The organism is Enterobacter sp. 301B (assembly GCF_003850715.1).
GTDB lineage: Bacteria > Pseudomonadota > Gammaproteobacteria > Enterobacterales > Enterobacteriaceae > Enterobacter > Enterobacter intestinihominis.
On sequence record NZ_PQTC01000002.1, the window covers coordinates 37,403 to 60,292 of the forward strand.

Consider the following 22,890-nt stretch of genomic DNA (forward strand, 5'->3'; position numbering starts at 1 on the left):
GAGCCCCTGATCTTAAAGGTGCAAAGACGCAAGACGCAAAATTTCGTTTTGCGTTGTCGTTTTGGTTTCAACAATACCGGCAACGAGACCATTGCTCATAACCAGAATACGGTCTGTGATCCCTAACAATTCCGGCATTTCGGAAGAAATAATAATGATCCCTTTATCTTTTTTCGCCAGCTCTGCGATCAGCTGGTAAATCTCGAATTTTGCACCCACGTCGATACCGCGCGTAGGTTCATCCAGCATCAGTATTTCAGGCTGGGTTAATAGCCAGCGACCAATAATGACTTTCTGCTGGTTCCCTCCCGAGAGTGAGCCAATTTGCGTGCGGTGGCCCGGCGTTTTCACGCGCATGGAGTCAATCACCCATTGGGTATCGCTCTTCATGCGGGAATTATCCAGCAACCCGACCTTGTTTTTGTAATTGCGAATATTAGAAATTAACGAGTTAAAGTTAATATCAAGATAAGCGTAAATACCGGTGGAACGCCGCTCTTCCGTCACCAGCGCAAAACCATTATTAATGGCTTCATTGGCGTTGTGGTTGTTGATTTTCTTACCGTGCAGGGTAATGGTGCCCTCGGCTTTCTCACGGATACCAAACAGGGTTTCCACGATATCGGTGCGCTTAGCGCCCACCAGCCCTGCGATACCAAGGATCTCGCCCTTGTGCAAATCGAAAGAGACATCGCGGATGGACGGCTGACGCAGTGAGGTCAGGTTACGCACCTCCAGAATCACTTCGCCCGGCTTGTTTTCTTTATCCGGGAAGCGCTGGTTCAATGAACGGCCAACCATCATGGCGATGATCTTGTCCATGTCCAGCCCTTCCAGCGGCTGGGTGGCAATCCACTGGCCATCGCGCAGGATGGTAATTTCATCGCACAGCTGGAAGATCTCTTCCATTTTATGTGAGATATAGACAATGCCGCAGCCGCGATCTTTCAGCTTACGGATGATGGTAAAAAGGTGGTTAACCTCTTTTTCCGTTAATGACGATGTCGGTTCATCCATGATCACGATTTTCGCATCATAGGAGAACGCTTTGGCAATTTCGATCATCTGCATCTGGGAAACGGATAATGTCCCGACGCGTGCGCGCGGGTCAATATCAATATCCAGCTCATCGAAAATGGCTTTGGTGTCGCGATACATTTTATCCTGATCGACAAAGACACCTTTGGTTGGATAGCGGCCCAACCACATATTATCCATAACTGAACGTTGTAGAACCAGGTTTAATTCCTGGTGTACCATCGAGATACCGTTCTCCAGCGCTTCTTTCGCTGAATGGAAGTCGATCTCTTTTCCCTGAAAAAGAATGCTGCCAGAATCTTTTTGATAGATCCCAAAAAGGCATTTTAATAATGTTGATTTACCCGCACCGTTTTCACCCATTAACGCATGAATAGAGTGAGGACGAACTTTTAAATTAACATTATCGAGCGCCTTAACACCGGGGAATGACTTGTTAACACCGGTCATTTCCAACAAGTATTCACCGGACGACTGAGTAGTTGTGCTGACCATAATTATACCTTGTTGGCCTCGCATATCGCGTTATAAAAGGGCGCAACGAATTGCGCCCAGTGAAGACAATTCAGATAACTTATTTACCGATAAACTCAGCCAGGTTGGACTGGTCTACGCCCACGTAAGGAACGCGAACGATTTTGTTTTCAATTTTCCAGCTGGTGCCGTCAGCAGCGCCTTTACCATCAGCGAGGTTTTTCGCCAGATCGAAGGTGGCTTTCGCCTGGTTGTTAGCATCGTTCAGCACGGTACCGGCCATTGCGCCAGATTTCACCAGCGCCAGCGCTTCTGGCAGGGCATCCACACCGAATACAGGAATGGCGGATTTGTTGTGTGCTTTCAGCGCTTCAACTGCACCCATTGCCATTGCATCGTTGTTGGCGATGACCACTTCAATTTTGTTGGCGTTCGGGCCAGAGAGCCACGCATCCATCTTATCTTTCGCCTGAGCGGTGTCCCACATTGCGGTGTCTAACGCCAGCTGCTGGGTTTTCAGGCCCTTGTCGTTCAGCTCTTTAATAACGTAGGTGGTACGTGCTTCAGCATCCGGATGGCCCGGTTCGCCTTTCAGCAGAACGAACTGAATCTGACCATCTTTGTTCATATCCCAGTTTGGGTTCGCCGCCCAGTGTTTCGCAATCAGATCGCCCTGGATAATCCCGGACTCTTTGGAGTCAGTACCCACGTAATACGCTTTATCGTAGCTGTCCAGCGCTTTACGGGAAGGCTCTTTGTTGAAGAAGACAATCGGCACGTTCTGGCCGCGTGCTTTCTCGATCACCGTACCTGCCGCAGCCGGGTCAACCAGGTTAATAGCCAGCGCTTTCACGCCTTTTGCCAGAAGAACGTCAATCTGATCGTTCTGTTTAGACTGGTCATTCTGGGAGTCATTCATCAGCAGCTGCACGTCTGGCGCTGATTTAGCATCTTTTTCAATTGCTTTACGCACAACGGACATGAAGTTGTCGTCGTATTTATAGATAGTCACGCCAATACGGGTATCCGCTGCGTGTGCTGCTGCGCCAAAAAGCATGCTTGCCATGACAGCAGACAGAGTCAACACCTTCTTATTCATGGTATCTCCGGTTTTTTTTATGCAGGGTAGTTCTTGTGAAAAACGGTCGGCGGGCAGATGTTAATAAAACGTTACTGATCGCCGAAGTTCACTTATAAAATGTCCAGCTTCCGTGTTCGGTAACGCTCCAGAAATGCGTTTTATTCGTTGTTTGAGGCTTTCTGGTAACGGTAAAAGTGAATAATCACCGTTACATTGTGTTTCAGCCCCTAAAACGCTGACATCATAGACAGCGGCTTGTTAAGATACTGTGAATTTACTCACAGATTGAAAACGGTTACATCACGTGATGTTATCAGTTAGTGATCGGAGCCACAGTTTGTCGGATAGCGACCGAATGGCGGCGTACTAAAGTCGGCATAAAACAATGCGTTGCGTCAGGATCTAACAGCCCTGCCGCCCCCTGTAACGCCAGCTCTGTTGCCAGTTTCGCCATCGACGCAATGGGGTAACGCACCGTTGTCAGCTGCGGATCGGTGTAACGGGCAATTGGGATATCATCAAAACCGATCAGCGATAAATGCTGCGGCACCGCAATGCCATTATCTTTCAGCGCGGTAAGCGCACCTGCCGCCATGCTGTCGTTATAGGCAAACACGGCGGTCAGCTGAAGGTTACGCCCCAGCAGTTCAACCATTGCCGCTTCACCGCCCTGCATGTCCGGCGAACCGGTACCTACCCAGCTCTCCAGCGGCGCAATGCCCTGCTCTTTCAGGGCGTTTTGCCAGCCCTCACGGCGCATCATGTCGTCTTCAATACCGTGGCTGGAAGCCAGATAACCAATGCGCTGATGGCCGTTGCTGATGAGCATCCGCGTCGCCATCATCGCGCCGCTGATGTTATCCAGACCGACGCAGCGATGCGCATAACCGGGGACGATACGGTTGATCAGCACCATACCGGGGATCTGCTCCATAAACCCGGCCAGCTCTTCATCGCTCAGGGCTTTTGAGTGCACAATCAGGGCGTTACAGCGCTGGCGGATCAGTACCTCAATGGCATAACGCTCTTTTTCAGCCTCGTGATAGCTGTTGCCAATCAGCACATATTTCTGGTGCTGCTGAGCAACGACGTCCACCGCTTTGACCAGCGCGCCGAAGAAGGCGTCCGACACGTCCATCACCACGACGCCAATGGTATCGCTGACCTGCGTCGCCAGCGCCTGAGCATTGGCGTTTGGCCGGTACCCCAGCTGGGTCACGGCTTTCATTACGGTTTCACGCGTTTCAGGGCTGACCAGCGCACTGTTGTTCAGCACGCGGGAGACAGTAGCAACAGAAACACCCGCCTGGCGGGCGACGTCACGAATGGTGATCATATTCACCACCCTTAAAAGGATTGCAGCAACTCACAGACACCCCCTGTGTTTAGCAAGGTGGCTATTTTGGCAGCGAGAGAGAGGAGACTACGTGAAGAAGCTCACACAGATGAAAACGCTTACATCCGTTTTGTTAATGATTGTGATCCAGATCGTTATCTGGATGTATTACGCAATGACACGCCCGACGCAAGGGCGGTTAACCGTCGCCATACCCACTCCAGCGGGCCCTGGCGGAAAAAACGCAGCCAGATAACTGAAAACACCACGTTAACAATCCAGACCGGAATAACAAACGCCAGCAGCGTCAGGCGGTCGAATTTCATAAACAGGCCGAATCGGTAGAAAAGCGTGGTGCATATCAGCGTTTGCAGGATGTAATTGCTTAACGCCATCCGTCCAACGCAGGCCACCGCACTGACGATCCACAGGCGAGAAAGCCGGGGCCAGAAGCCATAGATCAGCGCCGCATAGCCAATGGTCTGGAACGGCGCGCTCAGCTCTCGCGGCACCTGCAACAGGAAGGCGCACCAGCGGTAATCCCACTGAAGATGCCACTGTACGATCACCGCCGGAAGGTTAATCATCACGCCGAGCAGTACCAGGCCAGCGCCTGTGAGACGATAGTGTCGCAGGCTAAATTCTCCTTTCAGCCAGCCGGTGCGCATCAGGGCTGCGCCCATCAGCATCATCCCCGCCAGCTGCCAGCCGTATTGCGCCCCCAGCGCCAGCAGGTTATCGCCGAGCATATCGGCCCGGTTGCCGATCGCTTCTATGCCGCCTTTCAGCTTCCAGAACTGCTCATATTGCAGATTGGCCGCATCCGGGATCCACGAACGACTGGTGGAAGCATCGGCAATCATGCCAAGCAGCAATAACACGGTCAGTCCCATGACATAGAGCATCACGCCAGTGTTAAAGAGGCTTTTTACACCGGGCGCGTCGCGGATCAGCCGCCAGCAAATCAGGCCCACCAGACCATACGCGAGCAGAATATCGCCGTCCCAGAAAAGCAGCCCGTGAATAAAACCGAGGATAACCAGCAGCGTTAAACGCGACTGGATCCAGCGCGTACCGCGTTTGAGGAGAAGCTGAAGTCCCGCGCCAAACAGAAGCGCAAAGAGGGTCAGAAATTTAACCTGTGCGAAGAGATCAAGGATTGCCCACGTCCAGGCGTCGCTGCGCGTGATGTCGCCATACCATGCAGGGTTCAGATAGGCGGCCTTCGGCAGACCGAAGGCGCTGATATTCAGCAGCAGGATACCGAGAATGGCGACGCCGCGAACAAAATCGAGCGTGACGTTTCGCTCCATGGTCCCTGCCCTGTCTGATTAGTTGTGGTGGCGCACGGCGCGCAGAAACTCCTGGCGGGTGTTCTGGCTCGATTTGAACAGGCCGCCCAGCGAGGTGGTGGTAGTCGCGCTGGTTGCATCACGCACGCCACGTGCTTTCACGCAGTAGTGAACCGCGTCGATAGACACCGCCACGTTGTTAGTCCCCAACAGGGTTTGCAGTGCGGTCAGGATCTGCTGCGTCAGACGCTCCTGCACCTGAGGACGCTGGGCAAAGAACTGCACGATGCGGTTGATCTTGGACAGGCCAATGACCGTATCTTTTGGAATATAGGCCACCGTCGCTTTACCATCGATGGTCACAAAGTGATGCTCGCAGGTGCTGGTCAGCGTGATATCGCGTACCGTCACCATCTCATCGACCTTCATCTTGTTTTCAATGACGGTGATTTTCGGGAAGTTCGCGTAATCCAGGCCGGAGAAAATTTCGTCGACGTACATTTTCGCGATGCGGTGCGGCGTCTCCATCAGGCTGTCGTCGCTCAGATCGAGATTCAGCAGTTGCATGATCTCCGTCATATGGCCGGCGATCAGACTCTTGCGGGTAACATTGTCCAGCTCCTGCACGGGCGGGCGCAGTGGCGTTTCAAGACCGCGCGCAACCAGCGCTTCATGGACAAGGGCTGCTTCTTTACTGAGTGATGACATTCTTTTCTCCTGCAGGTGTGGCGTCTTTTGCCCTCGTTGTGGCAAAAGTGTGCGCTCATTGTGCGTGAGGCGACGCACATAATCCAGTATTCACGTCGATAATTATTGCAATTGCTGTTGCCTTTCAGCCTGACGGTTCCAGACTAACGCTCCGCCAGCGAACAGCGCAATCCCCGCCAGCCCCAGCGCAGGTTCCAGCCGGTGCGTGAGCCAGGTCGAGAGTGCCGACGTGACCGGACCAATCAGCTGACCAATGGCATACCCGGTGGTGAGCAGTCCCGCCATATAACGCGTATGATCTGGCGCCAGCTCGCGACCGTACAGAAGAGAGAGCTGCACGGCGCAGAGGAACCCGCCGCCCACCAGCAGCCCACCCGTCAGCAAGCCGCCAATGCCCGGCAGCAGCCAGGCCGCCAGCACGCCTATCCCCTGTAACCAGAGAACAATCGCCAGCCTGCGGTTAGCGCTTGATGTATGCCGCAGGGCAATACTGATCGCAATCCCCACCACCGAGGCGGCGCCAAATATTGGCCAGACAAACTGGGCAAACAGGCTGCCGGGGAAACGCACCGCCGCCATTTGCGACAGGAAGGTCGCGGGGAGGATATAGCCGAATCCTGCCAGACTGTAGCTCCAGACCAGACGCCTGAGATCCGCGGTCAACAACAGCGGCTCAGGCGCGGTACCGGGGCGATGAAGCTGGCCCGCGCGCGGCAGATAGCGCGCCACCAGCGCAATCAGCACCAGCGCCAGTACGCCGTAGATTTGCCATGCCGCGCCGGCAGACAGGGAGCTCGCCTGAATATAGACCGCCAGCAGGCCACTCAGGGCGATGCCTGCCCCGGGTCCGGCAAAGACGGCTGCACTAAGCCCCGGCTTGCCCAGCTGCCCCAGCCGCTCGTTGGTCCAGGCGGCAATCAGCACCATCGACCAGCCGCTCATGCAGCCGATTACAAAGCGCAGCAGACCGTGAACGACGGCATTATCTGCCGCCGCAGAGAGCAGCGTCAGCGCCACCGCGCCAGTGATGCCAAGCCAGAGACGCGTTTCAACGAAGCGATGAGCGCGCATAGCATCCCATGCCCCCACCAGATAGCCCAGGTAGTTCATTGCCGCCACCAGCCCCGCGCTGGTGAGCGTGAGTTGCCCGGCGGTAATCATCAGCGGCACCTGAGGCGTGAAGGCGAAGCGCCCTATCCCCATCGCCACGACCAGAACCACAAATCCGCTGAGCGCGATACGCAGCGCCATGATCGCTCCAATTGTTAAAGAAAAGTAAATTTATGATGCAACATCTCGCCGTCCTGCGAAAGTGAAAGTTGCTCACAGGTCAATGAAAACTCTGTATTATGCGTTTTATGAATAGTCTTTCGGATAAGGAGCACTGCATGGAACTGCTCGAAGAGCATCGTTGTTTTGAAGGTCGACAGCAGCGCTGGCGGCACGACTCCACCACGCTGAACTGTGCTATGACGTTCAGCATTTTCCTGCCCCCTGCGGACAATCCACCGGTCTTGTACTGGCTTTCAGGCCTGACCTGCAACGACGAAAACTTCACCACCAAAGCGGGTGCCCAGCGTATTGCTGCCGAACTGGGCATTGCGCTGGTGATGCCAGATACCAGCCCGCGTGGCGAGGACGTGGCCGACGATGCCGGATACGATTTGGGTAAAGGCGCCGGGTTCTATCTCAACGCCACGGAACAACCCTGGGCGAGCCATTACCGCATGTATGACTACATTCGCGATGAACTGCCTGCCCTGGTGCACTCTCAGTTCGCGGTCAGCGAGCGCTGCGCGATAAGCGGACATTCGATGGGTGGCCACGGGGCGCTGATAATGGCGCTGAAAAATCCGGGGAAATACACCAGCGTGTCCGCATTTGCGCCGATTGTGAACCCAACGCAGGTGCCGTGGGGGCAAAAAGCCTTCACGCACTATCTGGGTGAGGATGCAGAGAAATGGCAGGAATGGGACAGCTGTGCGCTGTTGCTGGCAAGCCAGCCAGAAGACGCTATCCCGATGCTGGTGGATCAGGGTGATGCCGATCAGTTCCTCGCCGGGCAGTTACAGCCTGCGGTGCTGGCGGAAGCCGCGCGCCAGAAGGACTGGCCGCTGACGCTGCGCATACAGCCGGGATACGATCACAGCTATTACTTTATGGCGTCCTTTATTGAAGATCATCTTCGCTTCCATGCGACACATTTGTTCGCGTAAATACAGCTGTTTGCCCGATAGCCTCTCGCCTGTCGGGCCTTTCCCCTCATTTACATAATCCTATCCGCTTGAATCCAGCCTGTTTTCCGTCGCCCTCACTCAAACACAAATGATTTCAATTATCATTTGTGTTTACAATTCTACATTCTTTTGTACAATTCCAGGCTCTTCTCCATCTCAAAGAGTTCTTACAAGACAAAAACATACAGTTCTCAGGGTTATCCCGATGGAGTTTTTTTCATTTTTATACGGAATGTACAAATGACAATACCACGCATTAAGCTCCTGGCCGTCGCCATTGGCGCTGCCACATGTTCCCCCTTCGTTCACGCAGCCGATCAGGATACCGTTGTCGTTACCGCGACGGGTTTTGAACAAAAGATCCAGAATGCCCCCGCCTCCATCTCTGTGATTTCAAAACAGCAGATTGAAGATAAAGCCTACCGTGATGTTACCGATGCCCTGAGAGATGTCCCGGGCGTCGTCGTCACCGGCGGTGGAAGTAGCAGTGATATCAGTATTCGCGGCATGGCCTCTCAGTACACCCTGTTCCTGGTGAACGGCAAACGCGTCAGTACGCGAAGCACCCGCCCAAACAGCGACAACTCGGGTATTGAACAAGGCTGGCTGCCGCCGCTGGAGTCCATTGAGCGCATCGAGGTCATCCGCGGCCCGATGTCCTCGCTTTACGGCTCCGATGCTATGGGTGGCGTCATTAACGTCATTACCAAAAAAGTCTCGAACACCAAAGCCTGGACCGGTTCGTTGCATGGCGATGCAACCTTCCAGGAAAATCATGACTCCGGCGATATCTTCCAGACCAACGCCTACGCCTCTGGTCCCCTGATTGACGGGCTGCTGGGTGCAAAAGTGACGGGGCTGTTGTCACGCCGCGCAGAAGATAAAATCGTGAACGGCTATAACGAGCAGAAAATGCGTAACGGTGGCATTACGCTGAACTTCACGCCGGACGAGAAGAACGATTTCGATCTCGACTTTGCTCGCGAGCTTCAGGACAGAAACAGCACCCCGGGGATGTCGAAAGCAGCTGAAACCTGCCGGGGAACAACCTGTACGCCAAATACCAAAAGCGACTCGCGCTATGAGCACACGACCTACTCGTTAACCCACAGTGGTTATTACGACGACTTCAATACCACCAGCTATATCCAGCAGGAAGAGACCAATAATCCAGGTCGCAAAATGCGTTCCTACAACACCACCTTTAACAACCAGAACCAGATCTTCCTCGGCGATCATACGTTGACCCTCGGCGGGCAGTACCGCTATGAGAAACTGCGCGACAACGGTAATCAGCTGGAAGCTGCTGACGGCCTGAACAAACTGACGCGCTGGAGCTGGGCCCTGTTTGCCGAAGATGAATGGTCAATGACGGAAAGCTTTACGTTGACCGGCGGCCTGCGTATGGACAAAGACCAAAACTACGGGACGAACTGGACGCCGCGCGGTTACGGCGTATGGCACCTGGCCGATCAGTGGACGTTGAAAGGCGGGGTTTCTGCTGGCTATCGTGCGCCGGATCTGCGTCAGTCGTCTGCCAGCTGGGGCCAGGTGACAGGTGGCGGCCGTCTTGACGGTATCATCGTCGGCAACCCGGATCTGAAACCCGAGAAGAGCCTGAGCGAAGAGCTCGCCCTGCTCTGGGATAACAACGATAACCTTAATGCCGGTGTGACGCTGTTTAATACCGACTTCAAGGATAAAATTACGGAAGTTCGCCGCTGTAACAGCAGCGCCGATCCCGCCTGTACGATTGGCGATCATAGCTATGATTTCGTCAGCGATCGCGTCAACGTGGACAAAGCCAATATGCGCGGTGTGGAGTCCTCCTTCGGCTGGAAAATCACGCGCGATGTGAACTGGACTGCAAACTACACCTATACGGAATCCGAGCAGAAGAGCGGCCAGTTCTCCGGCAAGCCACTGAACAAAATGCCAAAACACATGTTCAACACCACCCTGGACTGGCAGGCGACGCCCGACGTCGGCTTCTGGAGCCGTCTGAACCTGCGCGGTAAAACGTCTGAGTACCTGAGCCGCACGTCTATGTCTCAGGGCACACCGTCCTACACTCAGGTGGATGTCGGTATGCGCTACAACGCCAACAAAAACCTGCTGGTTACTGCCGGTGTATATAACATGCTCGATAAGCAGATTGACTACGATACGTATGACACCGTGCTGGATGGCCGTCGCTATACCGTTGGCATGACTTACAGCTTCTGATCTGCCCATAAAAAAGCCCGCTCGATTGAGCGGGCTAAAAGAGAGGAAGTGCGGTTATTGTTTAAATCGTTCCGGGAAATCCATTTCACTGTAGCGAACGAAGCGCGTTCCTTTCGTCAGTTTGTAGCCAAACCAGATGATCAGGAACAGCGGAATGCCAATATAGGTGGCCGTGACGGCGCCCCAGTCAATGGTGTCCGCAAGGAAGGCCTCATAGTTTTGGCCCAGGGTAATGATCAGGCACAGAACGAAGGCGAAGATCGGCCCCAGCGGGAAGAACCCTGACCGGTACGGCAGGTTATTCAGATCATGACCCTGCTTGACGTACCCGCGACGGAAACGGTAGTGGCTGATGGCAATGCCCAGCCAGGCAATGAAGCCCGTCATACCAGAGGTGTTAAGCAGCCACAGGTAGACCGTCTGGTTGCCGAACATGGAGGTCAGGAAACAGAGACCCGCAATCACCGTGGTCGCATACAGCGCGTTGCGTGGCACGCCACCGCGAGACAGTTTCGAGAAAATACGCGGCGCTTTACCGTCGCAGGCCAGGGTGTAGAGCATGCGGGTAGAGGCGTACATCCCGGAGTTACCCGCAGACAGTACCGCCGTCAGGATCACCGCGTTCATCACCGCCGCCGCAGAGAGCAGACCCGCGTGCTGGAAGACCAGGGTGAACGGGCTGACGCTGATGTCTTTCACATCGTTACGCAGCAGGCTTGGGTCGGTATACGGAATGATCAGGCTGATAATCAGGATCGCGAACACATAGAACAGCAGGATACGCCAGAACACCTGACGCACCGCGCGCGGGATGGTCTTCTCCGGGTTTTCGGATTCACCGGCCGCAATGCCAATCAGTTCGGTGCCCTGGAAGGAGAAGCCGACAATCATCGCCACGCCAATCATCGCCGAGAAGCCCCCGGCAAACGGCGCATCGCCTATTGTCCAGTTACTCCAGCCCGCCGGTTCGGCCCCTTTGAAAATACCAACGATCATCGCCACACCGACGACGATAAAGATGATGACGGTTGCCACTTTAATCAAAGAGAACCAGTATTCCGCTTCGCCGAAACCGCGCACGGAGATGTAGTTCAGCAGGAAGATGACCGCCAGGAACAGGGCGCTCCAGATCCAGCCGGGCGTGTCCGGGAACCACCAGGTCATCACCAGCTGTGCCGCGACCAGGTCAACGGCGATGGTCACCGCCCAGTTGTACCAGTAGTTCCAGCCCAGCGCGAAGCCGAAGCCTTCCTCAACGTATTTTTGTCCGTAGGTCGAAAACGAACCAGACACCGGCATGTATGCCGCCAGTTCGCCCAGGCTGGTCATCAGGAAGTAGACCATCAGGCCAATCAGGATATAAGAGAATAATGCCCCACCCGGGCCGGCTGCCGAAATTGTTGCGCCAGAGGCAACGAAAAGACCCGTACCGATGGAGCCGCCAATGGCGATCATCGTCAGGTGACGCGCCTTAAGTGCGCGACGTAGCGCGGGCGCTTCTGTGGTTTTAGTTTCTGAAACCATGTGAAAATGCTGTCCATTCAATAAATGAGGCGCGATTGTAGCAGACGATCTGCGTTGCTTCCGGCAGAAATGCTCAGTTATAAGAGAGCTTCATGACTCGGCCAGGATTATAAGTAAAGCATAATTTTTCCCTCTCCCCTTTGGGGAGAGGGCCAGGGTGAGGGGCGCTTTTACATCTCGCAATAGCGCAGAAAACGCTGGAGCGAGCTGGAAAGGTGTTTCTGACGATGGTGGATGCACCACAGCGTGCGCACCAGCTTCGGCAGCGGAACGGGGATCTCAACCAGAGAGCCGGTTTCCAGCTGTTCGGCGATCACCCGTCGGGAAAGACAGCTAATGCCCAGGCCATGACGTACGGCATGCTTAATGGCCTCGGAGTTACCTAACTCCATCCCTAGCTGGAACTGCGGCAGATGGGACAGCAGTAGATAATCGACAATCTCACGCGTGCCGGAGCCCTGCTCTCGCAGGATCCACTGCGCCTGCGCCAGACGCTCCAGCGTAACCTCGCCCTGTAGTAAAGAAGAGGCCGGGGAAGCAAACACCACCAGCTCATCCTCAAGCCAGGGCTCCGCAATGATATCGACGTTGTGGCACGGCCCTTCGATAAGACCGATGTCCACGCGGAAATCAATCACCGCGTTAATCACGTCCTGGCTGTTGCCGACGCTCATCTCCAGCGGCAGGGTCGGAAAATCCCGGCGGTAGCGGGCGATCACTTCCGGCAGGATGTAGTTACCGATCGTGCTGCTGGCGTAGACGCGAATAGCGCCGTTGTCCTCGCGGAACAGCTGTTCGATCTCCGTTGCCTGCTCAAGCAAGGCCAGGGCACGCGGATACAGCAGGCGGCCATGTTCGTTCACCACCAGTCGCTTTCCTACCCTGTCGAAAAGCTGGACGCCCAGTTGCCCTTCAAGATCGGTCAAGGCCGCGCTAACGGCGGACTGCGAGAGCGCCAGCATTTGTGACGCCTGGGTTGTCGAGCCGCTTTTCAGCACCTCGGCAAAAACTTCCAGCTGACGCAATGTAATGTGCATGGTTGCTTACCACTTATAAAGATTGATTATAAATATATAATCAATTTTATTTTTAAGCCAGAGCGCCGTAACCTTTAGCCAGACAAAGGAGAAGGTTATGTCAGAAATCACCTTACAACATCATCGTACAGTGTGGCACTTCGTGCCGGGTCTCGCGCTCAGCGCCGTGGTTACCGGCGTGGCCTTATGGGGTGGCAGTATACCGGCAGTTGCCGGTGCAGGGTTCAGCGCCCTGACGCTGGCCATTCTGCTCGGCATGGTGGTCGGGAACACCGTTTACCCGCATATCTGGAAATCCTGCGACGGCGGCGTGATTTTCGCCAAGCAGCATTTATTACGTCTCGGGATCATCCTTTATGGCTTCCGTCTCACCTTTTCGCAGATTGCGGATGTGGGTGTCAGCGGGATTGCCATCGACGTCCTGACCCTTTCGAGCACCTTTTTACTGGCGTGCTTTATCGGCCAGAAGATCTTTGGACTGGACAAACAGACCAGCTGGCTGATCGGTGCGGGTAGCAGCATCTGCGGCGCAGCGGCTGTACTGGCAACAGAGCCGGTAGTCAAAGCCGAAGCCAGTAAAGTCACGGTTGCCGTCGCGACGGTAGTTATCTTCGGTACGCTGGCGATCTTCCTGTATCCAGCCATGTATCCGCTGGTGGCGCACTGGTTTAGCCCGGAAACCTACGGCATTTATATCGGCTCAACCATGCACGAAGTGGCGCAGGTGGTGGCGGCAGGTCACGCCATTAATCCGGAAGCGGAAAACGCGGCGGTCATCGCCAAAATGCTGCGCGTGATGATGCTGGCCCCGTTCCTGATTTTCCTCGCGGCGCGGGTTAAACAGCTGGCTCCTGCAGGCGGCAGCGAGAAAAGCAAAATAACCATTCCGTGGTTTGCGATCCTGTTCATCGTGGTCGCTATCTTCAACTCTTTCCACCTGCTGCCAAAAGCGATGGTGGATATGCTGGTCACGCTGGATACGGTCCTGCTGGCGATGGCAATGGCGGCGCTGGGCGTCACCACGCACGTCAGCGCGCTGAAAAAAGCCGGGGCGAAACCGCTGCTGATGGCGCTAGTGCTGTTCATCTGGCTGATTGTTGGCGGCGGTGCGATTAACCTTGCGGTACACAGCCTGTTGGCATAAACCATCTCGTCCTTCTCCTGTTAACCCGCTATCATAGGCATTTCGGGTTAACAGGAGTCTTTTTATGAAATATGTTGGAGCGCACGTCAGCGCTGCCGGTGGCCTTGCGAATGCCGCCATTCGCGCCGCCGAAATCGAGGCGACCGCTTTCGCCCTGTTCACCAAAAACCAGCGGCAGTGGCGCGCAGCTCCCCTCACCGCGGAAGTGATTGATGACTTCAAAGCCGCCTGCGAGAAATACCGCTATGGGCCTGGGCAGATCCTCCCGCACGACAGCTACCTGATTAACCTCGGCCACCCGGTTGCTGAGGCGCTGGAAAAATCCCGCGAAGCATTCCTGGATGAGGTTCAGCGCTGTGAACAGCTGGGGCTGACGCTGCTGAACTTCCATCCCGGTAGCCATCTGATGCAAATCGACGAAGACGCCTGTCTGGCGCGCATCGCCGAGTCCATCAACATGACGCTGGATAAAACCCAGGGCGTGACGGCGGTGATTGAGAATACCGCCGGTCAGGGCAGCAACCTCGGCTTTAAGTTTGAGCATCTGGCGGCGATCATCGACGGCGTGGAAGACAAATCCCGCGTGGGCGTGTGCATTGATACCTGCCACGCGTTTGCCGCCGGGTATGATCTGCGCACAACCGAGGCCACAAAAAATACCTTCGAGGAGTTCGAGCGTATTGTTGGCTTTAAGTATCTTCGCGGTATGCACTTAAACGATGCGAAAAGCGCGTTCGGCAGCCGCGTAGACCGTCACCACAGCCTGGGCGAAGGTAATATCGGCCACGATGCGTTCCGCTTTATCATGCAGGATCCCCGCTTCGACGGCATTCCAATGGTGCTGGAAACCATCAATCCGGATATCTGGGCAGAAGAGATTGCCTGGCTGAAGGCACAGCAGACCGCTGAACAGGCGGCATAAAAAAAGCCGGGCGCTTAACGCGACCCGGCTTTTTTGTAGGTCGGGTAAGGCGAAGCCGCCACCCGACACCTCTTTTAGGCTGCTTTTGCGACCACTTCCGCTTCCGGACGCTTCAGCACCGCGTAAGACAGACCCGCCACCAGCGTACCGGCAACAATCGCCAGCAGGTAGCCCAGCACCGGCGTGATGGCGCCAGGGATCAGCAGGACGAACAGACCGCCGTGCGGTGCCATCAGTTTCGCACCTACCGCCATGGAGATAGCTCCCGTTACCGCACCGCCGACGATACAGCATGGCAGAACACGCATTGGATCGCGCGCCGCAAACGGGATTGCGCCTTCGGTAATGAAGCACAGACCCAGCACCAGCGCCGCTTTGCCGCCTTCCTGCTGCGCTTTATCGAACTTACGACGGGCAATGATTGTCGCCAGGCCAAGTGCCAGCGGAGGCACCATACCTGCCGCCATGATCGCCGCCATCGGCGCGTAGGTCTGGGTACTCAGCAGGCCAACGCCGAACGCGTATGCCGCTTTGTTTACCGGACCGCCCATGTCGGTACACATCATACCGCCGAGGATTGCGCCCAACAGCACCGCGTTCGCCGTCCCCATGGTTTGCAGCCAGTGGGTCAGACCTTCCAGAATGCCCGCGACCGGCTTACCAATCAGGTAAATCATCGCCAGACCGACCACCAGGCTGGAAATCAGCGGGATGATCAGGATAGGTTTCAGCGCCTCCATACTCTGCGGCAGCTTCAGCTTAGAGCTGATGAGCTTCGCCACGTAACCGGCAAGGAAACCGGCAATAATACCGCCGATAAAGCCAGAACCAGTGCTCACGGCCAGCATACCGCCGATAAGACCCGGCGTCAGACCCGGACGGTCAGCGATGGAGAAGGCGATAAAGCCCGCCAGCACCGGCACCATCAGCGCAAACGCGGAGCCGCCACCAATCTGCATCAACGCTGCCGCCAGCGTGCCCTGCTCTTTAAAGGCTTCGATACCAAAGGCAAAGGAGAGCGCAATACACAGGCCGCCCGCCACCACCATCGGCAGCATGTAGGAAACCCCGGTTAACAGGTGACGATAGGCACCCGCAGACTCTTTCTTACCTTCGCCAGGCGTTTTAGCCGCACCGGTCGCCTGATAAGGTTTGGCTTCCGCCAGCGCTTTATCAAACTCCTGCGCAGTTTTCTTCAGCGCCAGGCCGGTTGAGGTGCGGTACATCGGCTTACCGGCAAACTTCGCCAGATCCACTTCGATATCGGCCGCCACGATCACCAGATCGGCTTCGGCCACCTCTTCCGGCGTGATGGCATTACCCGCGCCAACAGATCCGCGAGTTTCAACCTTCACCCACCAGCCGCGTTTTTTCGCTTCGGTTTCAATGGCTTCAGCCGCCATAAAGGTGTGAGCCACACCTGTCGGGCAAGCCGTTACCGCAACAATGCGTTTCGGCCCAGCGGTTGCGACCGGCGCGGCCTCAACGGGTGCACTGTAAACCGTCGCATGACCTTTTGCTTCGCTCAGAAACAGTTCAGGGTGTGCCACCGCGCGATTAATATCGCCCAGCCACACTTTTTTGCCGTTCAGGGCGCTGTCCGCGGGGATTTTGTCGCCCAGAACAATCGCCATTTCAGCATCACCCGGGTTATCAATGATATCCAGGTGCGCTTTTTGTGCCGCCGCGCCCAGCAGGGTCTTCGCCATATAGGCACGAGCCTGTCCGAGACCGGAGTCAATGATCAGCAGCGTTTTCATTATTCCTCTCCTGCTGTTAGTTAAAAGGTTTTAAGTCAACGCGCGCCATCATCGCGGCTAACTGGGTACGATCGGTAATACCGACATTGCTCTGGCTCACGGCCAGGGCCGCAACGGCGGTAGCAAGGCGTAGGGTATGTTCACTGGATTCGCGCATCAGCAGACCGTAGATCAGGCCGCCAACCATCGAATCCCCGGCACCCACGGTGCTGACCACTTCCATAGAAGGCGGTTTGGCAATCCATTCCCCGGAGGCGTTAACCCACAGGGCACCTTCTGCACCCAGCGAAATCACCACATGAGCGATACCCTGCTCGCGCAGCGCATGGGCAGCGTCAATCACATCCTTTAATTCTGGCAGCTTACGGCCCGCCCAGATTTCCAGTTCACGGCGGTTAGGCTTAACCAGCCATGGCGAGGCTTTCAGACCGGCGACCAGCGCGTCGCGGCTGCTGTCAAAAATAATGCACGGGCACTGGCTGCGCAGGCGCGTCATCCAGTCGGTGAACGCTTCCGGGCTGACGCCGGACGGCAAGCTGCCGCTGACGCACACCATGTCAAACTGGCCCAGCCAGCTCAGGGAATCGGCAACGAAGCGCTCCCAGTCAGCCGGGGTCACTTCGAAGCCGGAGAAGTTCAGATCGGTCACTTCACCGTCTTTCTCGGTCAGCTTAACGTTAATACGGGTACGGCCCTGCACAACCTGAAAACGGTTGGCGATGCCCAGTTCACTGAACAACTGCTGAAAACCGTCCTGGTTGTCTTTGCCAAGGAAGCCGCCAACGGTGACGTCGATGCCGAGATCTTTCAGCACCTTCGCCACGTTAATCCCTTTCCCTGCAGCATGCAGGCCGGTGGTTCGCACCAGGTTAACTTCGCCACGCTCAATTTCCGGGCAGAAGCCCACCAGATCGTAAGCCGGGTTCAGCGTAATGGTCGCAACACGTCTGCTCATTATGCGCCCTCCCCCAGACCGGCCGCGATGGCGTCGCCAATCGCTTTCAGCGCCTGTTCAGCATCAGCACCCTGCGCGGTAAAACGCAGACGATGGCCTTTCTTCACACCCAGCGCGACAACTTTCATCAGGCTGCGCCCGTTGGCTGGTTTACCCGAACCGTCCAGATTGGTCACGGTGATCTCACTTTCAAATTGTTTAATGGTATTCACCAGCATGGTGCCCGGACGGGCATGCAGGCCGTGTTCGTTACGCACCACGTACTCCGCGCTCAGCAGGTCGTCCGTCAGCGCATCGTCGCTGGTCAACACGGCCAGCACCGTCGCCGCGTCTGCGTTCAGCAGTTTTTCAGCTTTATTGTTCAGCAGCAGATCGCCAAGGCGCTTCAGCACGGAAACCGGCTGATCGTCAGCCATGGCAACCGTTACCAGCATCGCGGCGCGTTCGCCGTCTGTCTCAAAGGCAACCGCAGCACGGCTGACCGCGATAGCACTGCGCAGGTTGCCTTCAGCACTGTCGTTCAGCCAGATGCCCTGACCCAGGTTTAAAGGCTTATCATTGATGGTGCGGGTCACAAAGGCGGTATCAGCCGCCCCCACCTCTTTCAGGCGAGCCGCGTTCAGCGCCTGGAGCGTCACCAGATCGGACGCAACGACGTCCAGCATCAGGGTTTCATTATCCAGCTTCAGCGCTTCGCTCTGTTTTTCGCCCATCAGCAGGGCACGCAGCTCTTCAGCAGTGGTGGCGGATTTAAGCTGTTCCGCGACGGCATCATCGCTCAGCACGTGCGTCAGCTGACGCAGCAGGCCCAGATGTTCGTCACCGCTGGCCGCGATACCGATCGCCACGTAAGCCACCTGCCCCTCGCCCCAGAGCACGCCCTGCGGGAACTGGTAAACCTGCACGCCGGTTTTCAGCACCTGATCGCGGGTGTCCGTGGTGCCGTGCGGAATTGCAATACCGTTACCGAGGAAGGTGGAGGTCTGCTGTTCACGCGCCAGCATGCCGTTGACGTAGCCGTCCGCCACGTTGCCAGCCTGCACGAGCGCAGCGGCGACCTGGCGAATAGCCTCTTCTTTATTCCCGGCCTGTTCGCCCGGGTGGATATCCTGAACAGATAACTGGAACATGATTCTCCTCTCCTGCTGAAATTGAATCGTTTCAGCTTAACTGAGAAAATATGCGCTAACCTGCTTCTACAGGACATGCAAGATAGCGCTGAAACGTTTCAAGAAGTCTTGTCTTTTCTACAAAAGGTTGCAAGAAAAGTTACATTTCTTGTTGCAGAATTTAGAAGTGCAGCACATTTCTTCTTCAATAGGGAGGTTTTTGCTGATGTTCAGCAAACAGGTTCAGCACGCTTCAGCGAAACAGCGTTAAACTGAAATGCTATTTTGATTTATTGTGGCAATCTTGATTTTGCCCTCTGTTTATTTAATGACAGGCGGCGTAAACTCCGCCTCTCTCTGTTACTCGCAAAGACTGAACATGCATAACACCCCCGCTGCCGCCTCACCAAAGCCCTTTGATTTGACGTCAACGGCGTTTTTGATTGTTGCTTTCCTCACCGGTATTGCCGGTGCGTTACAAACGCCTACGCTGAGCCTGTTTCTGACCAACGAAGTCCACGCGCGTCCGGCGATGGTTGGCTTCTTCTTCACCGGGAGCGCCATCATTGGCATCCTGGTCAGCCAGTTTCTGGCCGGGCGTTCCGACAGAAAAGGCGATCGCAAAAGCCTGATTGTTTTTTGCTGTCTGCTGGGCGTTTTCGCCTGCGTGTTGTTTGCCTGGAACCGCAACTATTTCATTCTGCTGTTTGTTGGGGTGTTCCTGAGCAGCTTCGGCTCGACCGCCAACCCGCAGATGTTCGCCCTTGCCCGCGAGCATGCCGACCGCACCGGGCGGGAAGCGGTGATGTTCAGCTCGATACTGCGCGCGCAGGTATCGCTTGCGTGGGTGATTGGCCCCCCGCTCGCCTACGCGCTGGCAATGGGTTTTGGCTTTACGGTAATGTACCTCAGCGCGGCGGTAGCCTTCGTGGTGTGTGGCGCAATGGTATGGTTCTTCCTGCCTTCCATGCGTAAAGAGCCGAAAGTGGCGACCGGTACGCTGGAAGCACCGCGGCGTAACCGGCGCGACGCACTACTGTTATTCATTATCTGTACGCTGATGTGGGGAACGAACAGCCTCTATATCATTAATATGCCGTTGTTTATTATTGATGAGTTGCATCTGCCGGAGAAGCTGGCCGGGATCATGATGGGAACCGCCGCGGGGCTTGAGATCCCCACCATGCTGATTGCGGGCTATTACGCGAAGCGCTTCGGCAAGCGCTTTTTGATGCGCATCGCCGCCGTTGCCGGGCTGCTGTTTTATGTCGGCATGCTGACGGTCCATACGCCAGCGCTGCTTCTTGCTTTACAGCTGCTGAACGCCATTTATATCGGCATTCTGGCCGGTATCGGCATGCTCTACTTCCAGGATCTGATGCCGGGTCAGGCAGGCGCTGCCACCACCCTTTATACTAATACCACCCGCGTGGGCTGGATTATTGCAGGCTCACTGGCGGGCGTTGTGGCTGAAATCTGGAACTATCATACGGTGTTCTGGATTGCGCTGGTGATGTGCGTCCTGACGTTGAGCTGCCTGACGCGGATCAAAGACGTTTAAGGCGCGGTGAGCGCTTCCAGCTCAAGCAGGTAAGTGATGGCCTGCTGGCGCGTACTGCCGCACATTTCGGCGTCAGGCTGGAGCCCGGAGCACACCTTCGGGCGTAAAGGCGAGCCAAAGATCATGCACAGGTTGGAGTCAGAGAGCTGAACGCAGCGGGTATTGGCAGGCTTGCCTTGTGGCATGCCTGGAATGGGGCTTGAGATGGACGGTGCGGTACAGCACGCGCCACAGTCGGAACGACAATCCATACATGCTCTCTGTTGGTGGCAGATGCCCGCGCAGTCGGGCATCGCGCGCACAGTAACACCTTTTATGTATTGATAGCAAAACCCACGAATTCCGCTTGCCTGAAAGGCCGCGCGCGAGTAATTTGGCGCGATATTTTTTACCTCCCGTAAACAGGATTACTGCAATGCCAAGAGCGAACGAAATCAAGAAAGGTATGGTACTGAATTACAACGGCAAACTGCTGATTGTGAAAGATATCGACATTCAGGCACCAAGCGCCCGTGGCGCAGCAACGCTGTATAAAATGCGTTTCTCCGATGTCCGTACCGGCCTGAAAGTGGAAGAACGTTTTAAAGGCGACGATATCGTGGATACCGTGACCCTGACCCGTCGCTACGTTGATTTTTCTTATATCGACGGCAACGAATACGTGTTCATGGATAAAGAAGATTACACCCCGTATATCTTCACCAAAGATCAGATCGAAGAAGAGCTGCTGTTTATTCCTGAAGGTGGAATGCCGGACATGCAGGTGCTGACCTGGGATGGCGTGTTGCTGGCGCTGGAGCTGCCGCAGACCGTTGATCTGGAAATCGTTGAAACGGCACCGGGCATCAAAGGCGCGTCTGCAAGCGCGCGTAACAAACCGGCTACCCTGACTACCGGTCTGGTCGTACAGGTGCCAGAATACCTGTCAGCGGGCGAGAAAATCCGTATCCATATCGAAGAAAAACGCTATATGGGTCGCGCTGACTGATTGTGGCGTTTGCCGGGTGGCGGCTGCGCCTTACCCGGCCTACAAAAACACAAAAACCGGCCTCAGAGCCGGTTTTTCGTAGGCCCGGTAAGCGTAGCGCCACCGGGCAATCAGGCTTACAGAAGCTCTGGATACTTCGTCATTTTCAGCGCCAGCTCGATACCGCGCACTTCCGCCATCCCTTTCAGACGGCCAATCGCCGAATACCCTGGATTCGTTTTCTTGCGCAGATCGTCCAGCATCTGATGCCCGTGATCCGGACGGAACGGGATAGGACGTACATCCCCCGCCTGCTTACGACGTACTTCTTCAGAGAGAATGGCATCCACCACCGCAACCATGTTCACGTCGCCGCCAAGGTGGGCTGCTTCATGGAAGGTTTTTGGATTCTCTTCACGGCAGGTTGCACGCAGGTGAGTGAAATGAATGCGATCCCCAAAGGTTTCGATCATCCGCACCAGATCGTTATCCGCACGCACGCCGTAAGAGCCCGTACACATGGTAAAGCCGTTGTAGATGCTGTCCACCGTCTCTTTTAGCCACTGCATATCCTCAATGGTCGACACGATACGCGGCAGGCCAAGGATTGGGCGCGGAGGATCGTCCGGATGAACCGCCAGCCGCACGCCCGCTTCTTCTGCCACCGGCACGATAGCGCGCAGGAAGTGCGCCATGTTTTCACGCAGCTGGTTTTTATCGATATCGCCATATTCCGCCAGGCGCGCGCGGAACTGATCGAGGGTATAGCCCTCTTCCGCCCCCGGCAGGCCCGCGATTATATTGCGAACCAGCTTCTCAATGTCCGCTTCACTGGCGGCATTGAACCACGCCAGCGCCTGCTGCTGCTCTTCGGCGGTGTAGTCTGCTTCCGCCCCCGGACGCTTCAGAATGTGCAGCTCGAAAGCCGCAAAAGCGATTTGATCGAAACGCAGCGCCTTCGAACCATCGGCCATTTCATATTCCAGGTCGGTACGCGTCCAGTCCAGAATTGGCATAAAGTTATAGCAGACGGTATCAATACCGCAGGCCGCCAGGTTACGAATGCTCTGCTGATAATTCGCAATCCAGGTTTCACACTCACCGGAGTGGGTTTTGATATCTTCGTGAACCGGAATACTTTCCACGACAGACCAGGTTAGACCCTTCTCTGCCAGCTGTGCCTGACGCTTTTGGATTTCCTCCACCGGCCACACCTGACCGTTCGGAATATGATGCAGCGCCGTGACCACACCCGTTGCGCCAGCCTGACGCACATCATCAAGAGAAACCGGATCGTTCGGCCCGTACCAACGCCAGGTTTGTTCCATTGCCCCACCCTCTCAAGTTGTTATACCAATATGGATTACCTCAATGACGACTACCATACATGTTTAATCGAAGTGGTCAACACAGCGCGCGACATTGATTGATCAAACTCACATAACCGGGATATTTACGGCTTACCAATTTAATTTGTTGTCATATAACTTTACACTGGCATTGTTAATTAATGGTTAAT

The 22,890-nt window shown here is 55.5% G+C and carries 20 protein-coding genes; 7 read left to right on the top strand and 13 right to left on the bottom strand.

What is annotated here, in order from left to right; genetic code table 11:
- Positions 1–12: 12 nt before the first annotated feature.
- The 6 genes from mglA to C3451_RS02600 form a co-directional block, all read right to left on the bottom strand.
- Complete coding sequence (gene mglA / locus C3451_RS02575; RefSeq protein WP_003859320.1) at positions 13–1,533, bottom strand: galactose/methyl galactoside ABC transporter ATP-binding protein MglA; 1,521 nt, start codon at positions 1,531–1,533, stop codon at positions 13–15.
- 79 nt (positions 1,534–1,612) lie between these two features.
- Complete coding sequence (mglB, locus tag C3451_RS02580) at positions 1,613–2,611, bottom strand: galactose/glucose ABC transporter substrate-binding protein MglB (protein ID WP_022648695.1); 999 nt, start codon at positions 2,609–2,611, stop codon at positions 1,613–1,615.
- Positions 2,612–2,906: 295 nt separating this feature from the next.
- On the bottom strand, positions 2,907–3,929 hold the full coding sequence (galS, locus tag C3451_RS02585; protein WP_003859324.1) for an HTH-type transcriptional regulator GalS: 1,023 nt from the start codon (positions 3,927–3,929) through the stop codon (positions 2,907–2,909).
- Positions 3,930–4,084: 155 nt separating this feature from the next.
- Positions 4,085–5,242 carry a DUF418 domain-containing protein YeiB gene (yeiB, locus tag C3451_RS02590; protein ID WP_045620890.1) on the bottom strand — a complete coding sequence of 386 codons (1,158 nt, stop codon included), beginning with the start codon at positions 5,240–5,242 and terminating at the stop codon, positions 4,085–4,087.
- Positions 5,243–5,260: 18 nt separating this feature from the next.
- Positions 5,261–5,929, bottom strand: a complete 669-nt coding sequence (gene folE / locus C3451_RS02595) for a GTP cyclohydrolase I FolE (protein ID WP_017383384.1) — start codon at positions 5,927–5,929, stop codon at positions 5,261–5,263.
- 102 nt (positions 5,930–6,031) lie between these two features.
- Complete coding sequence (locus tag C3451_RS02600; RefSeq protein ID WP_045620891.1) at positions 6,032–7,180, bottom strand: YbfB/YjiJ family MFS transporter; 1,149 nt, start codon at positions 7,178–7,180, stop codon at positions 6,032–6,034.
- 137 nt (positions 7,181–7,317) lie between these two features.
- On the opposite strand from C3451_RS02600, the gene fghA reads away from it, so the two are divergent.
- Positions 7,318–8,145 (top strand): S-formylglutathione hydrolase, encoded by an 828-nt coding sequence (gene fghA, locus C3451_RS02605; protein WP_045308654.1) that lies wholly within the window; start codon positions 7,318–7,320, stop codon positions 8,143–8,145.
- Positions 8,146–8,406: 261 nt separating this feature from the next.
- The gene (locus C3451_RS02610; protein ID WP_032623906.1) at positions 8,407–10,392 is read left to right on the top strand and encodes a ligand-gated channel protein; all 1,986 of its coding nucleotides are present in this window, start codon (positions 8,407–8,409) and stop codon (positions 10,390–10,392) included.
- A 54-nt stretch (positions 10,393–10,446) separates the two neighbouring features.
- Here the strand turns inward: C3451_RS02610 and C3451_RS02615 are convergent, their stop codons facing one another.
- Positions 10,447–11,916 carry an amino acid permease gene (locus tag C3451_RS02615; protein ID WP_022648700.1) on the bottom strand — a complete coding sequence of 490 codons (1,470 nt, stop codon included), beginning with the start codon at positions 11,914–11,916 and terminating at the stop codon, positions 10,447–10,449.
- A 170-nt stretch (positions 11,917–12,086) separates the two neighbouring features.
- A complete protein-coding gene (gene yieE, locus C3451_RS02620) occupies positions 12,087–12,953 on the bottom strand; it encodes a DNA-binding transcriptional regulator YeiE (RefSeq protein WP_003859337.1) in 867 nt (288 codons plus the stop codon).
- Positions 12,954–13,050: 97 nt separating this feature from the next.
- Between yieE and C3451_RS02625 the strand changes: the two genes are divergently transcribed.
- Together C3451_RS02625 and nfo are read left to right on the top strand one after the other, a co-directional pair.
- Positions 13,051–14,097 carry a YeiH family protein gene (locus C3451_RS02625; RefSeq protein ID WP_022648702.1) on the top strand — a complete coding sequence of 349 codons (1,047 nt, stop codon included), beginning with the start codon at positions 13,051–13,053 and terminating at the stop codon, positions 14,095–14,097.
- A 64-nt stretch (positions 14,098–14,161) separates the two neighbouring features.
- Positions 14,162–15,019: a deoxyribonuclease IV gene (gene nfo, locus C3451_RS02630; protein WP_023300589.1), complete on the top strand. Its 858-nt coding sequence runs from the start codon at positions 14,162–14,164 to the stop codon at positions 15,017–15,019.
- 74 nt (positions 15,020–15,093) lie between these two features.
- On the opposite strand, the gene fruA is transcribed toward nfo, so the two are convergent.
- Genes fruA through fruB form a run of 3 tightly spaced genes read right to left on the bottom strand, consistent with a single transcriptional unit; the run spans position 15,094 to position 18,864 of the window.
- Complete coding sequence (fruA, locus tag C3451_RS02635) at positions 15,094–16,779, bottom strand: PTS fructose transporter subunit IIBC (protein WP_022648704.1); 1,686 nt, start codon at positions 16,777–16,779, stop codon at positions 15,094–15,096.
- A 16-nt stretch (positions 16,780–16,795) separates the two neighbouring features.
- Positions 16,796–17,734 (bottom strand): 1-phosphofructokinase, encoded by a 939-nt coding sequence (gene fruK / locus C3451_RS02640; RefSeq protein WP_006811313.1) that lies wholly within the window; start codon positions 17,732–17,734, stop codon positions 16,796–16,798.
- Positions 17,734–18,864, bottom strand: coding sequence for a fused PTS fructose transporter subunit IIA/HPr protein (gene fruB, locus C3451_RS02645; RefSeq protein WP_045620892.1), 1,131 nt, complete (start codon positions 18,862–18,864; stop codon positions 17,734–17,736). Before fruB ends, fruK begins: the two co-directional genes overlap by 1 nt.
- Positions 18,865–18,939: 75 nt before the next feature.
- Here fruB and C3451_RS24245 point away from each other — a divergent pair, with 75 nt between their 5' ends.
- A complete protein-coding gene (locus tag C3451_RS24245) occupies positions 18,940–19,119 on the top strand; it encodes a hypothetical protein (RefSeq protein ID WP_139152663.1) in 180 nt (59 codons plus the stop codon).
- A 103-nt stretch (positions 19,120–19,222) separates the two neighbouring features.
- Complete coding sequence (gene setB / locus C3451_RS02650) at positions 19,223–20,404, top strand: sugar efflux transporter SetB (protein WP_032622475.1); 1,182 nt, start codon at positions 19,223–19,225, stop codon at positions 20,402–20,404.
- Here the strand turns inward: setB and C3451_RS02655 are convergent.
- Positions 20,401–20,655 carry a YkgJ family cysteine cluster protein gene (locus tag C3451_RS02655; protein ID WP_032622476.1) on the bottom strand — a complete coding sequence of 85 codons (255 nt, stop codon included), beginning with the start codon at positions 20,653–20,655 and terminating at the stop codon, positions 20,401–20,403. The genes setB and C3451_RS02655 overlap by 4 nt on opposite strands.
- 164 nt (positions 20,656–20,819) lie before the next feature.
- Here C3451_RS02655 and yeiP point away from each other — a divergent pair, with 164 nt between their 5' ends.
- On the top strand, positions 20,820–21,392 hold the full coding sequence (gene yeiP / locus C3451_RS02660; RefSeq protein ID WP_003859355.1) for an elongation factor P-like protein YeiP: 573 nt from the start codon (positions 20,820–20,822) through the stop codon (positions 21,390–21,392).
- Between the two features lie 116 nt (positions 21,393–21,508).
- Here yeiP and uxuA read toward each other — a convergent pair whose 3' ends face one another.
- Positions 21,509–22,699, bottom strand: coding sequence for a mannonate dehydratase (gene uxuA / locus C3451_RS02665; RefSeq protein ID WP_022648722.1), 1,191 nt, complete (start codon positions 22,697–22,699; stop codon positions 21,509–21,511).
- Between the last annotated feature and the right edge of the window lie 191 nt (positions 22,700–22,890).